Below are 18,337 nucleotides of genomic sequence, written 5' to 3'. Positions count from 1 at the left end.
CGATTCCGATCGCCTTGGCATGGCAGATGCCATCGCCGTACCCCGCTCAATCCTCGAGAACCACCCCCAGCGCAGCGAGCTTTTCCGCATACGAATCCCTGCGCTTCGCTGCTTTGGCTGCCGTATCAACAGCCGCCTGAATGGCTTTTGGGCCCTTGGCGCCGACAGCCTTGATGAGTCCCTGCTTGTGGGCGGCGTCAGCCTGCGCCCTTTTGAAAGTGGCGATCAGCTCGGCATGGGCAACAGGTTGATTCACAGGGGCTTTCATTTTCTAAAGTGCTATTTCAGCGCGTTACTTTGAGGTAGTCTGCGAGGCCACAGTCACCGGCACAGAGAGCCCAACCAGCCCCACACCCCGGGTTCATTTTTACGGCTGCCATCTGGCGTGGAAATCTTTCAACCCGCAGCGTGACGCCGAGTCTGCGGCCCCTGGCGCGGCTCCTGCAGTCCATTCACCGTCTAGCGATTTGCTTCGCTTTTCAGCTTGCGCAACTGCTCCTCGGCAGCTTCAAGCTCTGCCCTGAGCGCTCGGACTTCCTTCTCCAGCCTTTCAATATTCGCCGTGTGGCCCTGATCAACCGCGAGCGGCTGACAGCTCGATTGCAGCGCCGCCAGTTGGTCAGCCAGTTGCCTACGTAGCAGCATCTGCCCCTTGGATCGCGCGACTTCCATGCGTTTTTCGACGTCCGCCTTTTCTGCAGTGCACGACGTGTGGTTGTCCACCGGATTCGCAGGCTGAGCGATAGCGAAACCTGCCACGGTTATCGCGATGACCAAAGTGCAATAGCCGCTGAAACGCATACAAGTAAGTACCTGAGGGAATGGGGGCTGAGCATGACAGCAATTTGCGCAGGCGGCCTCGATGCCACATGCGGGACATGGTCGGGCGTCACAGGCGGCCCTGAGCGGCTTCAGGGGCAACGCGGCCTTTTGTTCATCTCTTGTTCGTATTTCTACCTTCCAACACTCACTGCGCCGCCAGCACCAGAAAGTCCTGCTCATACCCCTTTACCGACTGCACTGCCTTCAACCGCTGCGCAGCCGTCATCGCGTTGTGCACATTAGAGAAGCCTTCGCAGCCCTCTTCCACCAGCGCCTGCGCATAACGCTGGTAGGCCGCGTCGGGCGATGTTTGAAAACGTGCGAGGTAACCGCGCAGCAGGCTCCGGGCCTGGTCGGTGTTGGTGCGGTCTTCGGCGATTTTCTGCAGCACCTGCACCAGGTCTTTCTGGCGGCGCAGGCGTTCGGCATAGGTGCGCTGTGGGTCAAAGGACGACTGGGCGATGAAGGTGCGCAGTGCGGATTTTTGCGGTTCGTCCAAGGCGCCGTAGAAGCCTTCGGCGCGGGACAAGAGCTGCTTGAAGCGCTGCTCTCGCAGCTTGTCGGGCGTGATATCTACCCATTCCTTCTTCCAGTCGGCGTTGCTGTCGGCCTGCTTCTTTTGCAGGTTGCGGATCTGGGTGTCGGTGAGCTGGGCGGCCAGCCAGGCCAGTTTGGGTTCGGCCTGGGCGATGACCTTGTCGATCTGGGTGCGCACTGCGTCGTAGGTGCGGCAGGCCTGGCCGGGCGATATGGCGGATGGCAGTTGTTGCTGTACTTTTTGCAGCAGCTCGGCATGCCGGGGCAGCATGGTGTCACGGTGCCACTGGTGCAGGTCGCCCAGTTCGTCGCGCACGCGCTCGGTCTGGGTTTCTGACAGGCCGAGGTAGCTGTTCAGCTGCCAGTAGGCCAGGTGCGGCACCTGGTTGTAGGCCAGCTTGACAGTGCTGCAGCCTTGCAACAGCAGACCACATGCCGCCAGGGTGGCAGCACACAGCGCTTTGCGAATCAGGGACGGTGCGCGCACAGAAGCTCCTCGTGAAGAAAGGAAAGCAAGAGAGGCAGGATAGGGCCAATGCTGCACGGCGAAATTTGCGGGCTGCAATACCCCGCCAACTGCGCGAGGATTGGCGACAGCCCCGGCACTGGGGAGCAAGCGGCGGTGACCTATCCATCGGGGGCGCTCTGCGGCGCCTTGGGGCTAGTGTGTTGTTGCATGCTTGACGGCACATTGAAAACCGATGAATTTTTTGGCCAGGGCAAGGCGCAAACCACAGCGATACCCGTAGGTATCGCGCGGATTTGCAGCGCAGCCCTGGTCGAAAAGACGCGGTTTTAAGTGCCGGATAGCGTGCAACACCACACTAGTTGTCCTGTCGGCGAATCAGTTGCCGACCGCTGGGCGTAATGGCCAGTTCGCCGCCGGAGCCTTTGGTGATGAAGCCCCATTCGAGCAGGCGGCCAGACACGTGGTCCTTGAGCGCATGGGGCAACGTAATGACTTGGCCCATTTCGAGTTGTTTGAGGGTCTCGATCTCGTCCACGGTGGGGTCGAAATGCGGGGCATGGTAGGTGGTCATGGGGTCACTCCCGGATCGGTATGTGCAGACAGACTCCAGCGCCACCAGATTAGTTCAGCCCCTGGGCGGATGCAAGCGCGTCATCCCTTGCCGTCTGCCCCGGCGACCGGCGGCACTCCGCCTGCCGCCACTGCCATGCCCTGCAGCCACCGTGCAAACGCCCCCAACACCGGCGGCTGGGCTTGCGCGGGGCTGATGAGGTAGTAGGCACGCTCGCCACGCAGCGGGCGGTTGCAGGCCACCACCAGCTCGCCGCTGGCCAGTTCCGCCTCGATCAACAAAGGCGGCATCAGCGCCACCCCCATGCCATGCGTGGCGGCCACTGCCAGCATGGAGAACAGCTCGTAGCGCGGGCCATCCAGCGCATGCGGGGCATCCACACCCATCGCATCAAACCACTGGCGCCAGCCATAGGGGCGTGTGCTTTGCTGCAGCAGCGGCAGGTCGGCCAGCGCCTCGGCAGCGATCGGCTGGTGGGCGCGGCCGCGGCCCCGGGGCGCGGCGGATTCGAGCAGGCGGGGGCAACACACGGGCACCACGTCTTCGTGCATCAGCAGCAGGGCCTGCACGCCGGGCCAGTTGGCGACCTGCTCGGGGGTGCCTGCATACAAGGCGGCATCGAAGGTGGTGTCGGCAAACAGAAAAGGCCGCGTTTGCGTGTCGATGTGCACCACGATGTCCGGATGCTCCTGCGCCAGCAGCGGCAGGCGTGGGATGAGCCAGCGCGTGGCAAAGGTGGGCACTGCGGCCAGCGACAGAGCGCCACCCTCGCCCTGGTGGGCCATCACGTCCAGCGTATCGCGCTCCAAGCCCTGCAGCCAGCGCGCCACCTGGCGGCCGTAGTGGGCGCCCGCAGGCGTCAGCACCACGCCGTGGCGCGTGCGGCGAAACAGCGCCACGCCCAAAAATTCTTCCAGCGCCTGGATCTGGCGCGACACCGCGCTTTGGGTGAGCGACAGCTCCTGCGCGGCGCGGGTGTAGCTCTCGTGTCGGGCGGCGACTTCAAAACAGGCCAGGGCCTGGGTCGATGGGATGTTGCGGCGCATGATGAAGAGGAACTTTTAACGAGGTTATCTCACTTGCAACCTATGGACGCGAGTATTCCATACATTCCAACAACGCATATCTGGATGAAAAGAACTCGCTTGCGGGCTGGCACACCAGGGCCTACGATGCGCTTCAGACCCGTTTCTTTCACCTTCTTTCCGACCGGAGACACACATGGCCCACGCCGCTTTTCAATGGGATGACCCTTTCCTCCTGAGCCAGCAACTGACCGACGACGAGCGCGCCATCCGCGACGCCGCCGCAGCGTATTGCCAGGACAAGCTGGCGCCCCGCGTGCTGGACGCCTTCCGCCATGAAAAGATGGACGTGAGCATCTTCCGCGAGATGGGCGAAGTGGGCCTGCTCGGCCCCACCATCCCCGAGCAGTACGGCGGCCCCGGCCTGAGCTACGTGGCCTATGGCTTGATCGCCCGCGAAGTGGAGCGCGTGGATTCGGGCTACCGCTCGATGGCCAGCGTGCAGTCGTCGCTGGTGATGGTGCCCATTCATGAATTCGGCACCGAAGCACAAAAGCAGAAGTACCTGCCCAAGCTCGCGAGCGGCGAATGGATTGGCTGCTTTGGCCTGACCGAGCCCGACCACGGCTCCGACCCCGGCAGCATGGCCACGCGCGCCTACAAGGTGGACGGCGGCTACAAGCTCAAGGGCAGCAAGATGTGGATCACCAACAGCCCCGTGGCCGACGTGTTCGTGGTCTGGGCCAAGGAAGTGTCGGAAGGCGGCGCAGTGGGCCCCATCCGCGGCTTTGTGCTGGAAAAGGGCATGAAGGGCCTGACAGCCCCCGCCATCCACGGCAAGGTGGGCCTGCGCGCCTCCATCACCGGCGAGATCGTGATGGACGACGTGTTCGTTCCGGAAGAAAACGCCTTCCCTGAAGTGCAGGGCTTGAAGGGCCCCTTCACCTGCCTGAACAGCGCACGCTACGGCATCGCCTGGGGCGCCCTGGGTGCGGCCGAGTTCTGCTGGCACACCGCCCGCCAGTACACGCTGGACCGCAAGCAGTTCGGCCGCCCCCTGGCGGCCAACCAGCTCATCCAGAAGAAGCTGGCCGATATGCAGACCGAGATCGCGATTGGCCTGCAGGCCTGCCTGCAGTTCGGCCGCATGAAGGACGCGGGCACGGCCAGCGTGGAAGGCACCTCCATCATCAAGCGCAACAGCTGCGGCAAGGCGCTGGACATTGCCCGCCTGGCGCGCGACATGATGGGCGGCAACGGCATCAGCGACGAGTTCGGCGTGGCAAGGCACCTGGTCAACCTGGAGGTGGTGAACACCTACGAAGGCACGCACGATGTGCACGCCCTCATCCTGGGCCGCGCCCAGACGGGTATCGCAGCGTTCGCGAACTGAGCCCTGACCAACTCCCCTCTCCCCTCGCGGGAGAGGGGCCGGGGGAGAGGGGGTAGCGGCGTGCACTGTGCCCGATCGCCCCCTCTCCCCAACCCTCTCCCGCGAGGGGAGAGGGAGTTAAACGGGGTTCTCATACGCACATTTCAAGTATTTTTGGCTTCTAGCGCTTGATAGATAAGCGCAAGAAGCTATCAATTTAATAGTAAACCACTCCCCCATGACCACACCCACCCCCAACGCAGGCGCCCTCGCAGGCATCAAGGTGCTCGACCTCTCCCGCGTGCTGGCCGGGCCGTGGTGCACGCAGATCCTGGCCGACCTGGGCGCGGACGTGGTCAAGGTGGAGCGCCCCGGTGTGGGCGACGACACGCGCCAGTGGGGCCCGCCCTTCTTGAAGGACGCAGAGGGCAACGACACCAACCAGGCCAGCTACTACACCGCCTGCAATCGCAACAAGCGTTCCGTCACCATCGACATGGCCTCGCCCGACGGGCAGGCGCTCATCCGACAGATGGCGCAAGAGGCCGACATCGTGGTGGAGAACTTCAAGGTTGGCGGCCTGAAGCAATACGGCCTGGACCATGAAAGCCTGCGCGCGCTCAACCCGCGCCTCATCTACTGCTCCGTCACCGGCTTCGGGCAAGACGGGCCGTATGCCGAGCGCGCGGGCTACGACCTGATGGTGCAGGCCATGACGGGCCTGATGAGCATCACCGGCCAGGCCGACAGCCAGCCCGGCGGCGGCCCCATGCGCGTGGGTGTGGCCGTGATCGACCTGTTCACCGGCCTGTACGCCAGCAACGCCATCCTGGCCGCGCTGCACGTGCGCGACAACGCCACCAATGGCACGGGCCAGGGCCAGCACATCGACATGGCGCTGCTGGACGTGGGCATGGCCGTGCTGGCCAACCAGGCCTCGGGCTTCCTTGCCACCGGCAAGGCGCCCGGCCGCATGGGCAACAGCCACCCAAGCCTCGCGCCCTACCAGGACTTCCCCACCGCCGACGGCAACATGCTGCTGGCCATTGGCAACGACGGCCAGTTTCAGCGCTTTTGCGCCGCCGCCGAGCAGCCCCAGTGGGCCAGCGATCCGCGCTATGCCACCAACACGCTGCGCGTGCAAAACCGCACCGACCTGATCCCCGCCATGGAGGCCGTGACCCGCACGCGCACCACGGCCGACTGGATCACACTGCTGGAAGACAAGGCCGTGCCCTGCGGCCCCATCAACACCATTGCCCAGGCGTTTGACGACGCGCAGGCGCAGGCCCGTGGCCTGGCCGTGACGCTGCCGCGCTGGAAGGACGGCGAGGCCGCCACCGACAACGTGTTGCAGATCACCGGCGTGGCCAGCCCGCTGCGCCTGTCGGCCACGCCACCCGTGCTGCGCAACGCGCCACCGGCACTGGGCCAGCATACCGACGAAGTGCTGCGGGAGATGGGGCTGGACGCGGCGCGCATTGCAGCGCTGCGGGCCAACGGGGTTTTGTAGCCAGACCCGCGCGGCACCGAGCTGCGCAACGCCCCCGCCATTGAACAGCCTTGCCCTGACCGGCAAGGCTTTTTTGTCTGCACCATCTGAACCAAATCAGGCTCTAGCGCTTATCCAATAAGCGCCAACAGCTATTAATTTGATAACAAATTTTGGTGCTCTCGGCGCCTACATGTGTTCGCACCTTGGTAAAAAAGACATGTACAAAAATTTACACATCTCTCCATAATGGCAGCGGGATTCTCTCCGGCACGGCGCACAGCACGCGCCGGTTGACCGAGACGAGAGGCGCAGTGGGACAACCGCCGCAACGTACGGGGAAGTCCGGCTGCGCCGCATGCACTTTGCCCCGCCCCAGCGGCGAATCGTGGACCCCACAGGAGTTCCCCATGAAGCTCAGCCTCAAGCTCCCCCTGGCCTTTACCGTGTCGCTGCTTTTGCTGTTTGCGGCGGCGCTGTTTGGCATCAGCCGCCTGAACCAGGCGCTCGACACCTACCAGACCACCGTGGCCCAGAGTTTTGAGCACGAGCGCATGGCGGCGGACATGCTCAACAACTTCAAGGTGCAGGTGCAGGAATGGAAGAATGTACTGCTGCGCGGCAATGACCCGGCCCAGCTCACGCGCTACTGGGCCGCGTTTGAAAAGCAGGAAAAGGCCATCAAGGACGAGGCGCAAAAGCTCGTGGTCGCTCTGCCCCCCGGCGAAGGCCGTGAACGCGTGCAGCAATTTGCCCAGGCCCACGAGCGCATGGGCGCGGCCTATCGCAAGGGGTTTGAGGCCTTCAAGGCCGCCGACCACGACCCGCAGGCGGGTGACAAGGCCGTCGCGGGCATGGACCGCGAGCCCTCGCAGCTGCTGGACCAGGCCGGTGGCCTGATCGCCAAGGCCAGCAGCGAAGTGGCCGAGCGCGCCGCCAAAGCAGCGCAGCGCGCCACCACCATCAGCCTGGTGGTGATGCTGGTGGTGTGCGCCCTGGGCATTGCGGGCGCCATTGCCTTCAGCCGCACCGTAGTGAACCCGCTGGACAACGCGGTGCGCGTGTCGCAGGCCGTGGCCAGCGGCGACCTCACCGTGGCACGGCAAGTGCAGGGCAAGGACGAAATCGCCCTGCTGCTGAATGCCCTGCACGACATGCAGATCAGCCTGTCGCACGTGGTGAGCAATGTGCGCAACAATGCCGACAGCGTGGCCGCCGCCAGCACCGAAATCGCACAGGGCAACAACGACCTGAGCGCCCGCACCGAGCAGCAGGCCAGCGCGCTGGAAGAAACCTCGGCGTCGATGGAGGAGTTGAGTTCCACCGTGCAGGCCAATGCCGAAAACGCGCGCACCGCCAACCAGCTGGCCGTGAGCGCCAGCACCGTGGCCGTGCAGGGCGGCGATGTGGTGGCCGAGGTGGTGACCACCATGAAGGGCATCAACGACAGCAGCAAGAAGATTGCCGACATCATCAGCGTGATCGACGGCATCGCCTTCCAGACCAACATCCTCGCGCTGAACGCCGCCGTGGAAGCAGCCCGCGCGGGCGAGCAGGGCCGGGGCTTTGCGGTGGTTGCCAGCGAGGTGCGCAACCTGGCCCAGCGCAGCGCAAACGCCGCCAAGGAGATCAAGACCCTGATCCACGCCAGCGTGGAGCGCGTAGAGCTGGGCACCACGCTGGTAGACAAGGCGGGCGCCACGATGAGCGAGGTGGTCAGCGCCATCCGCCGTGTGACGGACATCGTGGGCGAGATCAGCGCCGCGAGCAGTGAGCAAAGTGCAGGCGTGGCCCAGGTGGGGGACGCCATCACCGAAATGGACCAGGCCACGCAGCAGAACGCGGCGCTGGTCGAACAGAGCGCGGCAGCTGCCGACAGCCTGAAGGTGCAGGCGCAGCAGCTGGTGCAGGCGGTGGCGGTGTTCCGACTGGCGGACTCTGAAGCCAGCGCTCCCACACGCGCCCACTTGCCAGTGCCCGGGCAGCACCAGCCCCGTCTGGCCGCTGGCTGAGGCGGCGCAAAAATTTCAGGCCAAATCGGCCTCTAGCGCTTTACCATCAAGCGCTAAAAGCTATCCAAAAGATAGCAATCAAAAAACCACCGACTCAGACTTCTGCCAGCACCGGCGAAGCCTGCTGCACGGAGGCCAACGTGGGCGAGGCGAGCTTGCGCAGGTAGGCCATGGTCTGCAGGCAGGCCTGGGCCACCTCGGTGCCCTTCTTCACGAAATGCTCGCGAAAGAAGCGCACATGGTCCTCGTGGTCGTGAAAGTCGCGCGGGGTGAGCACAGCCGACATCACGGGCACCTCGGTGTCTAGCTGCACGCGCATCAGGCCGTCGATGACAGCTGTGGTGACGAACTCGTGGCGGTAGATGCCGCCGTTGACCACCAGCGCGCAGGCCACGATGGCGTCGTAGCGCCCGCTGCGCGCGAGCTTGCGGGCCAACAGCGGGATCTCGAACGCACCGGGCACATCGAACAGCGCCACCTGCGCGGGCGGCAGGCCGTGGCGGTCGAACTCGGCCAGGGCCGCGTCGCGCGCCTGGTGCACGATGTCCTGGTGCCAGCTGGCACTGATGATGGCCACGCGGGCGCCACGGTGTGCGGCCACAGGCGCGAGGGGAGAGACGGGAGAAGTAGCAGAAGACTGATTCATGGGTTCCTCAAAACAGGTCAGACCAGAATCAGGGCGCGCGCGAACACGGCGCCTGCACAGGGCGGCGCAGGCCTCACGGCGCTTGCGAGCGGGCAAAAAACACGCAGGCAAACGCCAAGGGCCCAGCCACCCATGGCGGGTGCTCTAGGGATGTCCTGCATAACTCCCTGCGGTCCGTGATAGCGCGGTCTCGGGCGGTCCGCTGCGTTGCTTTTCTTACCATTAGCCGCGCTATTGGTTGCAAAAAGTCGCCTTGCGGCCCATCCCGATCCGCACTACCACCGACTCGCGAGGGTTATGCAGGACATCCCTAGTTTCGCGATCTCTTTCATCCGGACTGTGACCGTCGGCTCTGGTTTCGCACCAGATCTGCTGACCCTGCGGGCCTGTTCCAAAGAACGGCACCACAGGCGCTCGCGGGCTCTTGTTGGCTTTTCAGCCCTCAAATACCGCCGGTGGGGAATTCCACCCCGCCCTGAGAACGCTGCCGGCCCTGGAGTGGATCCAGGGCCTGCAGGGGGATTCTAGGAGCTTGGTGACATTCGCGCCGTCGCCAATGCGATTGGCCCTCCGGCGCCGATCCCGTTCACCCGTTCTGGCTGAGCCTGCCCAAGCCAGGCGCGGCGCTTGAACGGCGCTCAGCGAACGGTTCAAGTTGACGGAAGCCGGATCATTCAAAAGACCGGCTGTAGCGCACCTGCACAAAGTCTTCGCCCGGGTTGGGCTTGCGGATGCCGCCGTTGGAAATGTGGCGCACGATCAGCATCAGTTCGTGCTGGCGGCGGGCGCCAAAGTTGAAGCCCACGCCCTGGTGGTCGGCAAAGTTGAAACGGGTGCTGAAGGCCTTGTGCCGGGTGGCGTAGTGCCCGTCCAGCGCCGACAGGCCGATGCCGCCTTCCATGAACCAGGTGGACCGCCCGCCGTCGAATCGCCAACGCAGTGTCGGCACCACCGCCAGCTGCGTCCAGTGGCGGCGCCCGCCCGGCACGGCGGTGCCGGGCGGCACGCGCCAGTGCGCGATGTGGGTATCCCAGTGCCCCGTCAGTTCGCCGCCCAAAAAATCGCGGCGCCAGGCCCAGGGCCATTGCACACCCACCGAGGCCAGCCCGACGTCGCTGGCCGCGCGTGCGCCGTCGATGAAGATGCGGCGCGGCTCGGGGGTAGCGGAGGCCGCAAGCTCCTGGGCCCGGGCGGAGGGCTGCGGCGCGCCAGCCCCCTGCTGCGCCAGGGCCGGCAGGGGCAACAGCGCGCAGCAGGCCAGCAGGGCGGCTCCAGCACAGCCGGCTCGCGGTGGTGGCGGGAACAAGCCCTCGGACGGGGAAGGCAATGGCAGCAGGGGTGGAAATGAGGAACGCACGGCAGGACTCCGACGGGCCACTGGGCCATGCCCTCCAATCTACCCAAACGTCGCCCTGCGCGCAGCACCTGGCAGCGCGCAGGGCTGCAAGAAACTCTTCGGTACCTTGTCGGGGGCGTGCAAAAGCGCTGGGCGCCGAGGTCAACGGGGCCGCGCAAAGCCCCCGTCCGCCCAGACGGTGGCGCTGGCGGCCGTCAGGCGGAAGGTGGGCGGCGCAGGCACGCGGGCGATTTCCTGGCCCAGTGCATCCTCGGCGCTCAGCGTGGCCGTGGCGCCTTCCTCGTCGGGCACGATGGCCAGCGCCACGCGCAGGCGCTGGCCGTCGGCGGTGGTGATGTGCACGCTCTTGTTCAACTGCGCGTGCAGCTGCTGCTCATGGCGGCGCACCACCTCGCTCGCGGTCTTGACCAGGGTGTGGAAGGCCGACACATCCAGCGGTTTGGGGTTCTTCTTGTCGCGCCCCATGGTCCAGGGGCCCACCAGTGCGGGTTCGGACTCCCCCTTCAGCGTCATGGACACGGCCCAGCCATCGTCGTCTTCGTTCTTGATGACCTGCGCCGTCCAGCGCCCATCGCTCCAGCAGCGGGGTTCCTGGATGGTGTCGGGCGTGTCGGGTGCGTCGGTCATGGAGAAAAAGGTCTGGATGGCGGGAAAGGGCGCAGAGCATAACGGCAGGGCCCGGTAGCCTGGATTTTCAATAACCATTGGTTATCGAAAAAGGCCGTGCATAGCGCAGGTCTGGTCACTCCCCCAAAGCGTCCGGCGCCACGCCCGCCGCCTCGCGCAGCACATCGATAAAGGCCTGTGCCGAAGGGGTGGGCGGCTCGCCCAGCCGGGTGATGAGGCCGTAGCTAGGCATGCGGTCGGGCAGCTCGACGGGGATGCGCGAGAGCAGCCCCCGGTCCACATATTTCTGGATCAGCGCAGCGGGCTGCAGCGACATCATGTGGGTGGTGTTCATCAGCTCCAGCGCAAACAAAAAGGACGGCGTCTCCACCACCCCCGCCGTGAGCGCCAGGCCCGCTCCGCCAAACAGGTCGTCCGACACCTTGCGCACCGCCGTGGAGGCGGGGTACAGAATCCAGGGCCAGTGGGCCAGCTCGGTCAGCGACAGGTCGGTGGCGCCGCGCAGCGGGTGGTGCTGCCCGCCCACCACATGCAGCGGCTCGGCGGACAGGTGCTCGTAGTGGAACTGGCCGCGCTGCTCCTCGGTGGTGAAGCGGCCGATCATCAGATCGATCTTGCGCTCGGCCAGCCAGGCAATGAGCTGGTCGCTGCTCTGCTCCAGGATCTTGATGACCAGCAGGGGCCGCAGGCGCTGGATCTCCACCACCGAGGCCACCAGCACATGCGCGGCCGAGCCGGTGATGGCGCCCACCGTCACATGGCCATGGCCGCCCTGCTTGAGGGCGTTGAACTCGTCCACAAACTTGCGCTGCCCATCGAGCGCGGCGCTGGCATAGCGCAGCGTAAAAAGCCCCAGCTCGTTCGGCCGCATGCCGCGCGAGAGGCGGTCGAACAACCGCGCCTCCAGGATCTCCTCGATGTCCATGAGGATCTTGGTGGCCGCAGGCTGCGTGACGTGCATCTGCTCGGCCGTCAGCCGCAGGTTGCGCGTACGGCCCAGGATGTCCAGAAACTGCAAATGCCGAAAGCGCAGCCGCGCGCAGGCCTGCGCCAAAGACAAGGGTTTACCCGGAAATTCGTCTGGACTCATAAGCGTTTGGAATGGATTGTCGCAAAACATTCAGTGGACCCGGCAGGGCGCGAAACCTAACCTTCGCCTTGCGTTCATGACGGCTTGCCCAAAAAAAGCTGCATACGCCGACGGCCTCGCCAACGGGGTCAGCCATTCCAACGGAGACAAGACACCATGCAATTCAAGACCCTCGCTAAATCCTTGGCGCTTGCTGCCACGCTGCTGGCCGCCTTTGCCGCCCCCGTCGCGGCCCAAGTCAAGGAACACACCTTCAAGGTCGGCATCGGCCTGAGCGACGACCACCCGCAGGCCCAGGCCGTGCGCCACTTTGCCGAGCGCCTGCAGGCCAAGAGCGGCGGCAAGATGAACGCCAAGCTGTTTGCCAGCGGCGCCCTGGGCAACGACGTGAGCATGACCTCGGCCCTGCGCGGCGGCACGCTGGAGATGACGATTCCGGATTCATCCACGCTGATGTCGCTGATCAAGCCCTTTGGCGTGCTGAACCTGCCGCTCACCTTCAACACCGAGGCCGAAGCCGACGCCTTGCTCGACGGCCCCTTCGGCCAGAAGCTGCTGGCCATGCTGCCCGACAAGGGCCTGATCGGCCTGGGCTTTTGGGAAAACGGCTTTCGCCATGTAACCAACTCGCGCCGCCCCATCAATACGGCCGATGATCTGGCAGGCCTGAAGCTGCGCGTGATCCAGAGCCCCTTGTTCCTCGACACCTTCAACGCGCTGGGCACCAACGCCACGCCCATGCCGTTCACCGAGCTGTACACGGCCATGGAACAAAAGGCCGTCGACGGCCAGGAGAACCCGCCTGCCACCATCCTGGCCAGCAAGTTCTATGAGGTGCAAAAGCACCTGGTGCTGTCGCGCCACATGTACAGCGCGTGGGTGCTGCTCATCTCCAAGAAGACCTGGGACGGCCTTTCGGCCGACGAGAAGAAGATCGTGCAGGAGGCCGCGCGCGAGGCCACGCTGTTCGAACGCAAGACCATCCGTGCCTTCAGCGAGACCGCCCTGGGCGAGCTGAAGAAGGCCGGCATGCAGATCACCGAGCTGCCCGCCGCCGAGCAGGCCAAGCTGCGCACCAAGCTGCAGCCCGTGCTGGCCAAGTACGGCAAGGAGTTTGGTGAAGAGACCACCAGCGAAATGATGGGCGAGCTGGCGAAGGCGCGGGGCGGGAAGTAAGCGATTCGCCTCCCGGGGCGCAGCTGGTTGCAGCTGCGCCACGCCCCTCCTTTTGCGACGTCCCGACCCCATGACCAAAACACCCCGCCGCCCCTTCCGCTCCCGCGACTGGTTTGCCGCCCCCGAGCGCTCGGACATGACCGCGATGTACCTCGAACGCTTCATGAACTACGGGCTCACGCCCGAGGAACTGCGCTCGGGCCGGCCCATCATCGGCATCGCGCAGACGGGCAGCGACTTGTCGCCCTGCAACCGCATCCACCTGGACCTGGCGCGCCGCGTGCGCGACGGCATCCGCGATGCGGGCGGCATTCCGATGGAGTTCCCTGTTCACCCCATCTTTGAAAACTGCCGCCGGCCCACGGCCGCACTGGACCGCAACCTGGCCTATCTGGGGCTGGTGGAGATCCTGTACGGCTACCCCATCGACGCGGTGGTGCTGACCACGGGCTGCGACAAGACCACGCCTGCTGGCGTCATGGCCGCGTCCACGGTGGACATTCCGGCCATCGTGCTCTCGGGCGGGCCGATGCTCGATGGCTGGCACGACGGACAACTGGTGGGTTCGGGCACCGTCATCTGGCGCAGCCGCCGCCAGCTGGCAGCGGGCGAGATTGATGAAGAAGAGTTTCTGCAGCGCGCCTGCAGCAGCGCACCGTCGGCGGGCCACTGCAACACCATGGGCACGGCATCCACCATGAACGCGGTGGCCGAAGCGCTGGGCCTGTCGCTGCCCGGCTGCGCGGCCATTCCTGCACCGTACCGAGAACGCGGTCAGATGGCGTACGAAACCGGGCGGTGCATTGTTGATATGGCCTATGAAGACCTGCGCCCCTCGCGCATCCTGACGCGCGAGAGCTTCTTGAACGCGCTGTCGGTCATCAGTGTGGCCGGGGGCTCCAGCAATGCGCAGGTGCACGTGATGGCCATGGCGCGCCATGCAGGCGTGGTACTGGAGGCCCAGGACTGGACGGACCACGCCTACGACCTGCCCCTGCTGCTGAACATGCAGCCTGCAGGCCAGTTCCTGGGCGAACGGTTCTTTCGCGCGGGCGGTGTGCCTGCGCTGATGTGGGAGCTGCAGCAAGCGGGCCGCCTGCACAACGACTGCGCCAGCGTGACGGGCAAAACCATCGGCGACAACCTGCAGGGCCACGAAGCGCGCGACCGTGAAGTGATTCGCCCCTTCAACGCGCCGCTGATGGAAAAAGCTGGGTTCCTGGTGCTCAGCGGCAACCTGTTTGACTTCGGCATCATGAAAACCTCGGTGATATCGCCCGCGTTTCGCGAGCGCTACCTGAGCCAGCCGGGCCGCGAGGGCATCTTCGAAGCCCGTGCCGTGGTTTTTGAAGGCGCGGACGACTACCACGCACGCATCAACGACCCGGCGCTCGACATCGACGAGGGCTGCATCCTGGTCATGCGCGGCGCCGGGCCCATCGGCTGGCCGGGTTCGGCCGAGGTGGTCAACATGCAGCCGCCCGATGCGCTGATCCGGCGCGGCATCAACACATTGCCCACGCTGGGGGACGGACGGCAGTCGGGCACGGCAGACAGCCCTTCCATCCTGAACGCATCGCCCGAGAGCGCCGTGGGTGGGGGCCTCTCCTGGCTGCAAAGCGGCGACACCATCCGCATCGACCTCAACACCGGACGCTGCGATGCGCTGGTCGCGCCCGAGGAAATCGCCCGCCGACAGCGCGACCTGCCCGCCCCACCCGTGCCCGCGAGCCAGTCCCCCTGGGAAGCGCTGTACCGCGAGAAGACAGGGCAGCTGGCCGATGGCGCGACGCTGGACTTCGCGCTGGCATTCCAGCGCATTTCCGAAAAGACACCACGCCACAACCACTGACAACGAGCGGGCGGGCCACCGGCGCCACACCCGGATTTTTTCGAAGGACTCTCCATGAACAACATGACGGCGGCGGCAGTTGCCGAACGGGCCCGTGCGCCCCAGACCGCATTGCAAGTGCTTCCCGAAGATGGCCTGCAGGGCTCGCTGGTGGGCCGGGTGTGGGCACCCCAAGGCGCCGTTGCGGGCCCGGCTGTGGTGGCCCTGCGGCCCGAAGGCGTGTTCGACCTCAGCGCGCACTACCCCACCATGAGCACGCTGCTCGACACCCTGGCGCCCGCCGAGGCGGTGCGTGCAGCCACCGGCCAGTACCTGTGCAGCGTGGATGACCTGCTGGCCAACAGCCTGCCCGGAACGCGCGACAAGAGCCGCCCCTGGCTGCTGGCGCCGTGCGACCTGCAGGTGGTCAAGGCGGCGGGCGTCACGTTTGCCGCCAGCCTGATCGAGCGCGTGATCGAAGAACAGGCCCGGGGCGACGCCAGCCGTGCGCAAGCCTTGCGAAGCCAGGTCATCGAGTTGATCGGCGAGAACCTTGCCGACATCCGCCCTGGTTCGCCCGAGGCCATGGAACTCAAAACGTTGTTGCAAGAGAAAGGCCTGTGGTCGCAGTATCTGGAGGTGGGTATTGGCCCCGATGCCGAGGTGTTCACCAAGGCGCCGGTGCTGGCGTCAGTCGGCTGCGGGGACGACATCGGGATCCGCTCCGATTCGGCCTGGAACAACCCCGAGCCCGAGGTGGTGCTGGCCGTGAACAGCCGAGGCCAGATCGTGGGCGCCACGCTGGGCAACGACGTGAACCTGCGGGACATCGAGGGCCGCAGCGCCCTGCTGCTGGGCAAGGCCAAGGACAACAACGCCTCGTGCGCGTTAGGCCCGTTCATCCGCCTGTTCGACGCGAGCTTCGGGATGGACAAGGTGCGCAGCGAAACCGTGCACCTGAGCGTTGCAGGGGTGGATGGCTATGAGTTGCGTGGCATCAACACCATGGCCAGCATCAGCCGCGACCCCAGCGACCTCGTGGCGCAGACCCTGGCCGCGCACCAGTACCCGGATGGATTCATGCTGTTTCTGGGCACGCTGTTCGCGCCCATTGAAGACCGCGACCAGCCGGGCGGTGGCTTCACCCACCACCTGGGCGACCTGGTGTCCATCCAGAGCGCGTGGCTGGGTGGCCTGCACAACCGCGTGGCGCATAGCGAGGCGGCGGCGCCCTGGCGCTTTGGTTTGCGCGCCTTTATCAGTAACCTGACGCAGCGCGGCCTGTTGCGCGACGCAGCGCTCTGAGCCACAGGCCGCAACGGCACGCACACAAAAAAATGAACCAGGAGACACCCATGCTCAACGCCCTCATAGACCGGTGCTGTCGGTGGATCAACGTTCTCATCGCGCTGGCACTGGCCGTGATGGTGGTGATGGTGTTCGGCAACGTGGTGCTGCGCTACGCATTCAACTCGGGCATTGCGGTCAGCGAAGAGGTGTCGCGCTGGCTGTTCGTGTGGATCACGTTCCTGGGCGCCATCGTGGCGGTGAAGGAACACGGCCACCTGGGCACCGACCTGGTTCTCACCAAGCTTCCACCCATCGCGCAACGGGTGTGCCTGGTCATCAGCCACGGGCTCATGCTGTTTTGCACCTGGCTGCTGTTCAGTGGCGCCCTGTCGCAGGCACGCATCAACTGGGATGTGGAAGCGCCGGTAACCGGCGCATCGGTGGCGATCTTCTATGCGTCCGGGGTGGTGTTTGCCGTGGCGTCGGGCCTGTTGTTGTTGCTCAACCTGTGGAGGCTGCTGTCGGGGCAGGTACCAGACGACCAGCTGGTGCAGACCTCCGGGTCGGAGGATGTGGCCACCCTGCCCGACATGCAGCTGGACCGCGCGGCGTTGCCGTCACGCAAGCCGCCATCCCATTGAGCCCCCCGGAGACACTCGCATGACCGTATTCATCTTTCTCGGCTCCCTGCTGGCGGCCATGGCCATTGGTGTGCCCATTGCCTACGCGCTGCTGGTGTCTGGCGTGGCGCTGATGTGGCACCTGGACCTGTTTGACGCGCAGATCCTTGCGCAGAACGTCATCAACGGCGCGGACTCGTTCCCGCTGCTGGCCGTGCCGTTTTTTATGTTGGCAGGCGAGATCATGAATGCGGGCGGCCTGTCGCAGCGCATCGTCAAGCTGGCGCTCACGCTGGTGGGTCATAAGCGCGGCGGGCTGGGCTTTGTGGCCATCCTCGCGGCCTGCATACTGGCGGCGCTGTCGGGCTCTGCCGTGGCAGACACCGCTGCGCTGGCCGCGTTGCTGCTGCCCATGATGGTAAAGGCCGGGCATGACAAGGCGCGCGCCGGGGGGCTGATTGCCTCGGCGGGCATCATCGCGCCGGTGATTCCGCCTTCCATTGGTTTTGTGGTGTTTGGCGTCGCGGCCAACGTGTCGATCAGCAAGCTGTTTCTGGCGGGCATCGTGCCGGGCCTGCTGATGGGACTGTCCATTGCTGCGGCCTGGTACTGGGTATCGCAGCGCGAGAGCATTTTGCCGCCGCCCCGAGCAACGACCGCAGAGAAGCTGCAGGCCTTGAAGGAATCCACCTGGGCGCTGTTCCTGCCGGTGATCGTGATCGTGGGTCTGAAGATGGGCGTGTTCACCCCTACCGAAGCCGCCGCCGTGGCCGCCGTCTATGCGCTCTTCGTGGCCACGGTGGTGTACCGCGAGCTGCACTGGCGCCAGCTGACCGCCGTGTTCGTGAGCGCTGCCAAAACGACGGCCGTGATCATGTTCCTGGTGGCCGCCGCCATGGTGAGCGCGTGGCTCATCACCGTGGCCGACATCCCCAGACAGCTGGTTTCGCTGCTGAAGCCCTTCATGGACAACCCCATCCTGCTGATGATGGCCATCATGCTGCTGGTGATGGCCGTGGGCACAGCCATGGACATGACGCCCACCATCCTGATCCTGGCGCCCATGCTGATGCCGGTGGTCAAAGCCGCAGGCATCGACCCTGTCTACTTCGGCGTGCTGTTCATCATGAACAACGCCATCGGCTTGATCACTCCGCCGGTGGGCACGGTGCTGAACGTGGTGGCGGGGGTGGGACGCATGCGCATGGACGAAGTCACCCGGGGCGTGCTCCCCTTCATGGGCGCGCAGTTCGCGATGATGTTCCTGATGGTGCTGTTCCCGTCCATCGTGCTGGTGCCGATGCGGTGGTTTGTGGGATGAAGGCTCTTCACAGACAGTCCAGCTGAATCGCTGCGGGAGACCAATCGCGGACTATTTCACACCGGGGAGATGAACGATA

Annotated in this window: 18 protein-coding genes and 1 riboswitch; of the genes, 9 read left to right on the top strand and 9 right to left on the bottom strand. The window is 65.2% G+C overall.

Annotation, left to right across the window (positions count from 1 at the left end; genetic code table 11):
* Nucleotides 1-46: 46 nt before the first annotated feature.
* The 3 genes from ACT89O_RS07260 to ACT89O_RS07250 all read right to left on the bottom strand — a co-directional run bounded on the left by ACT89O_RS07260 (nt 47) and on the right by ACT89O_RS07250 (nt 1,846).
* Nucleotides 47-268 (bottom strand): hypothetical protein, encoded by a 222-nt coding sequence (locus ACT89O_RS07260; protein ID WP_487262220.1) that lies wholly within the window; start codon nt 266-268, stop codon nt 47-49.
* Nucleotides 269-459: 191 nt separating this feature from the next.
* A complete protein-coding gene (locus ACT89O_RS07255; protein ID WP_121507201.1) occupies nt 460-801 on the bottom strand; it encodes a DUF1090 family protein in 342 nt (113 codons plus the stop codon).
* 166 nt (nt 802-967) lie between these two features.
* Nucleotides 968-1,846 carry a DUF6279 family lipoprotein gene (locus ACT89O_RS07250; RefSeq protein ID WP_218298494.1) on the bottom strand — a complete coding sequence of 293 codons (879 nt, stop codon included), beginning with the start codon at nt 1,844-1,846 and terminating at the stop codon, nt 968-970.
* Between the two features lie 48 nt (nt 1,847-1,894).
* Between ACT89O_RS07250 and ACT89O_RS07245 the strand changes: the two genes are divergently transcribed.
* The gene (locus tag ACT89O_RS07245; RefSeq protein ID WP_487262219.1) at nt 1,895-2,158 is read left to right on the top strand and encodes a hypothetical protein; all 264 of its coding nucleotides are present in this window, start codon (nt 1,895-1,897) and stop codon (nt 2,156-2,158) included.
* A gap of 25 nt (nt 2,159-2,183) precedes the next feature.
* Here ACT89O_RS07245 and ACT89O_RS07240 read toward each other — a convergent pair whose 3' ends face one another.
* A complete protein-coding gene (locus ACT89O_RS07240) occupies nt 2,184-2,399 on the bottom strand; it encodes a hypothetical protein (protein ID WP_055401611.1) in 216 nt (71 codons plus the stop codon).
* A gap of 80 nt (nt 2,400-2,479) precedes the next feature.
* A complete protein-coding gene (locus tag ACT89O_RS07235; protein ID WP_487262218.1) occupies nt 2,480-3,445 on the bottom strand; it encodes a LysR family transcriptional regulator in 966 nt (321 codons plus the stop codon).
* Between the two features lie 175 nt (nt 3,446-3,620).
* Here ACT89O_RS07235 and ACT89O_RS07230 point away from each other — a divergent pair, with 175 nt between their 5' ends.
* From ACT89O_RS07230 to ACT89O_RS07220, 3 genes are all read left to right on the top strand, one after another.
* Entirely contained in the window at nt 3,621-4,817 is a 1,197-nt protein-coding gene (locus ACT89O_RS07230; protein WP_461161761.1) for an acyl-CoA dehydrogenase, read from the top strand.
* Between the two features lie 217 nt (nt 4,818-5,034).
* Nucleotides 5,035-6,309 (top strand): CaiB/BaiF CoA transferase family protein, encoded by a 1,275-nt coding sequence (locus ACT89O_RS07225; protein WP_487262217.1) that lies wholly within the window; start codon nt 5,035-5,037, stop codon nt 6,307-6,309.
* 389 nt (nt 6,310-6,698) lie between these two features.
* Nucleotides 6,699-8,300: a methyl-accepting chemotaxis protein gene (locus tag ACT89O_RS07220; RefSeq protein WP_487262216.1), complete on the top strand. Its 1,602-nt coding sequence runs from the start codon at nt 6,699-6,701 to the stop codon at nt 8,298-8,300.
* Nucleotides 8,301-8,394: 94 nt separating this feature from the next.
* Here ACT89O_RS07220 and ACT89O_RS07215 read toward each other — a convergent pair whose 3' ends face one another.
* The 4 genes from ACT89O_RS07215 to ACT89O_RS07200 form a co-directional block, all read right to left on the bottom strand.
* A complete protein-coding gene (locus tag ACT89O_RS07215; RefSeq protein WP_176888756.1) occupies nt 8,395-8,946 on the bottom strand; it encodes a 6,7-dimethyl-8-ribityllumazine synthase in 552 nt (183 codons plus the stop codon).
* Between the two features lie 316 nt (nt 8,947-9,262).
* Nucleotides 9,263-9,433: riboswitch (FMN riboswitch) on the bottom strand.
* Nucleotides 9,434-9,616: 183 nt separating this feature from the next.
* Nucleotides 9,617-10,303 (bottom strand): acyloxyacyl hydrolase, encoded by a 687-nt coding sequence (locus ACT89O_RS07210; protein WP_487262215.1) that lies wholly within the window; start codon nt 10,301-10,303, stop codon nt 9,617-9,619.
* A 141-nt stretch (nt 10,304-10,444) separates the two neighbouring features.
* On the bottom strand, nt 10,445-10,930 hold the full coding sequence (locus tag ACT89O_RS07205; protein WP_487262214.1) for a hypothetical protein: 486 nt from the start codon (nt 10,928-10,930) through the stop codon (nt 10,445-10,447).
* A 115-nt stretch (nt 10,931-11,045) separates the two neighbouring features.
* A complete protein-coding gene (locus ACT89O_RS07200; protein WP_487262213.1) occupies nt 11,046-12,020 on the bottom strand; it encodes a LysR family transcriptional regulator in 975 nt (324 codons plus the stop codon).
* Between the two features lie 156 nt (nt 12,021-12,176).
* Here ACT89O_RS07200 and ACT89O_RS07195 point away from each other — a divergent pair, with 156 nt between their 5' ends.
* From ACT89O_RS07195 to ACT89O_RS07175, 5 genes are all read left to right on the top strand, one after another.
* Nucleotides 12,177-13,196, top strand: a complete 1,020-nt coding sequence (locus ACT89O_RS07195) for a TRAP transporter substrate-binding protein (protein WP_218298503.1) — start codon at nt 12,177-12,179, stop codon at nt 13,194-13,196.
* 70 nt (nt 13,197-13,266) lie between these two features.
* On the top strand, nt 13,267-15,048 hold the full coding sequence (locus tag ACT89O_RS07190; RefSeq protein ID WP_487262212.1) for an IlvD/Edd family dehydratase: 1,782 nt from the start codon (nt 13,267-13,269) through the stop codon (nt 15,046-15,048).
* Nucleotides 15,049-15,102: 54 nt separating this feature from the next.
* Nucleotides 15,103-16,332: a fumarylacetoacetate hydrolase family protein gene (locus tag ACT89O_RS07185; RefSeq protein ID WP_487262211.1), complete on the top strand. Its 1,230-nt coding sequence runs from the start codon at nt 15,103-15,105 to the stop codon at nt 16,330-16,332.
* A gap of 50 nt (nt 16,333-16,382) precedes the next feature.
* Nucleotides 16,383-16,958: a TRAP transporter small permease gene (locus ACT89O_RS07180; RefSeq protein ID WP_487262210.1), complete on the top strand. Its 576-nt coding sequence runs from the start codon at nt 16,383-16,385 to the stop codon at nt 16,956-16,958.
* A 19-nt stretch (nt 16,959-16,977) separates the two neighbouring features.
* On the top strand, nt 16,978-18,258 hold the full coding sequence (locus ACT89O_RS07175; protein ID WP_487262209.1) for a TRAP transporter large permease subunit: 1,281 nt from the start codon (nt 16,978-16,980) through the stop codon (nt 18,256-18,258).
* The last annotated feature ends 79 nt before the right edge of the window (nt 18,259-18,337 follow it).

Source organism: Acidovorax sp. NN32 (genome assembly GCF_057597245.1).
The sequence above is the reverse complement of the archived record's forward strand: the minus strand, read 5'-3'. Positions and strand labels throughout refer to the sequence as shown.

Coding starts and splice junctions, on each gene's coding strand:
- ACT89O_RS07260 (WP_487262220.1), bottom strand. CDS start 268: ATGAAAGCCCCTGTGAATCAACCTGTTGCCCATGCCGAGCTGATCGCC.
- ACT89O_RS07255 (WP_121507201.1), bottom strand. CDS start 801: ATGCGTTTCAGCGGCTATTGCACTTTGGTCATCGCGATAACCGTGGCA.
- ACT89O_RS07245 (WP_487262219.1), top strand. CDS start 1,895: ATGCTGCACGGCGAAATTTGCGGGCTGCAATACCCCGCCAACTGCGCG.
- ACT89O_RS07240 (WP_055401611.1), bottom strand. CDS start 2,399: ATGACCACCTACCATGCCCCGCATTTCGACCCCACCGTGGACGAGATC.
- ACT89O_RS07235 (WP_487262218.1), bottom strand. CDS start 3,445: ATGCGCCGCAACATCCCATCGACCCAGGCCCTGGCCTGTTTTGAAGTC.
- ACT89O_RS07230 (WP_461161761.1), top strand. CDS start 3,621: ATGGCCCACGCCGCTTTTCAATGGGATGACCCTTTCCTCCTGAGCCAG.
- ACT89O_RS07225 (WP_487262217.1), top strand. CDS start 5,035: ATGACCACACCCACCCCCAACGCAGGCGCCCTCGCAGGCATCAAGGTG.
- ACT89O_RS07220 (WP_487262216.1), top strand. CDS start 6,699: ATGAAGCTCAGCCTCAAGCTCCCCCTGGCCTTTACCGTGTCGCTGCTT.
- ACT89O_RS07215 (WP_176888756.1), bottom strand. CDS start 8,946: ATGAATCAGTCTTCTGCTACTTCTCCCGTCTCTCCCCTCGCGCCTGTG.
- ACT89O_RS07205 (WP_487262214.1), bottom strand. CDS start 10,930: ATGACCGACGCACCCGACACGCCCGACACCATCCAGGAACCCCGCTGC.
- ACT89O_RS07200 (WP_487262213.1), bottom strand. CDS start 12,020: ATGAGTCCAGACGAATTTCCGGGTAAACCCTTGTCTTTGGCGCAGGCC.
- ACT89O_RS07195 (WP_218298503.1), top strand. CDS start 12,177: ATGCAATTCAAGACCCTCGCTAAATCCTTGGCGCTTGCTGCCACGCTG.
- ACT89O_RS07190 (WP_487262212.1), top strand. CDS start 13,267: ATGACCAAAACACCCCGCCGCCCCTTCCGCTCCCGCGACTGGTTTGCC.
- ACT89O_RS07185 (WP_487262211.1), top strand. CDS start 15,103: ATGAACAACATGACGGCGGCGGCAGTTGCCGAACGGGCCCGTGCGCCC.
- ACT89O_RS07180 (WP_487262210.1), top strand. CDS start 16,383: ATGCTCAACGCCCTCATAGACCGGTGCTGTCGGTGGATCAACGTTCTC.
- ACT89O_RS07175 (WP_487262209.1), top strand. CDS start 16,978: ATGACCGTATTCATCTTTCTCGGCTCCCTGCTGGCGGCCATGGCCATT.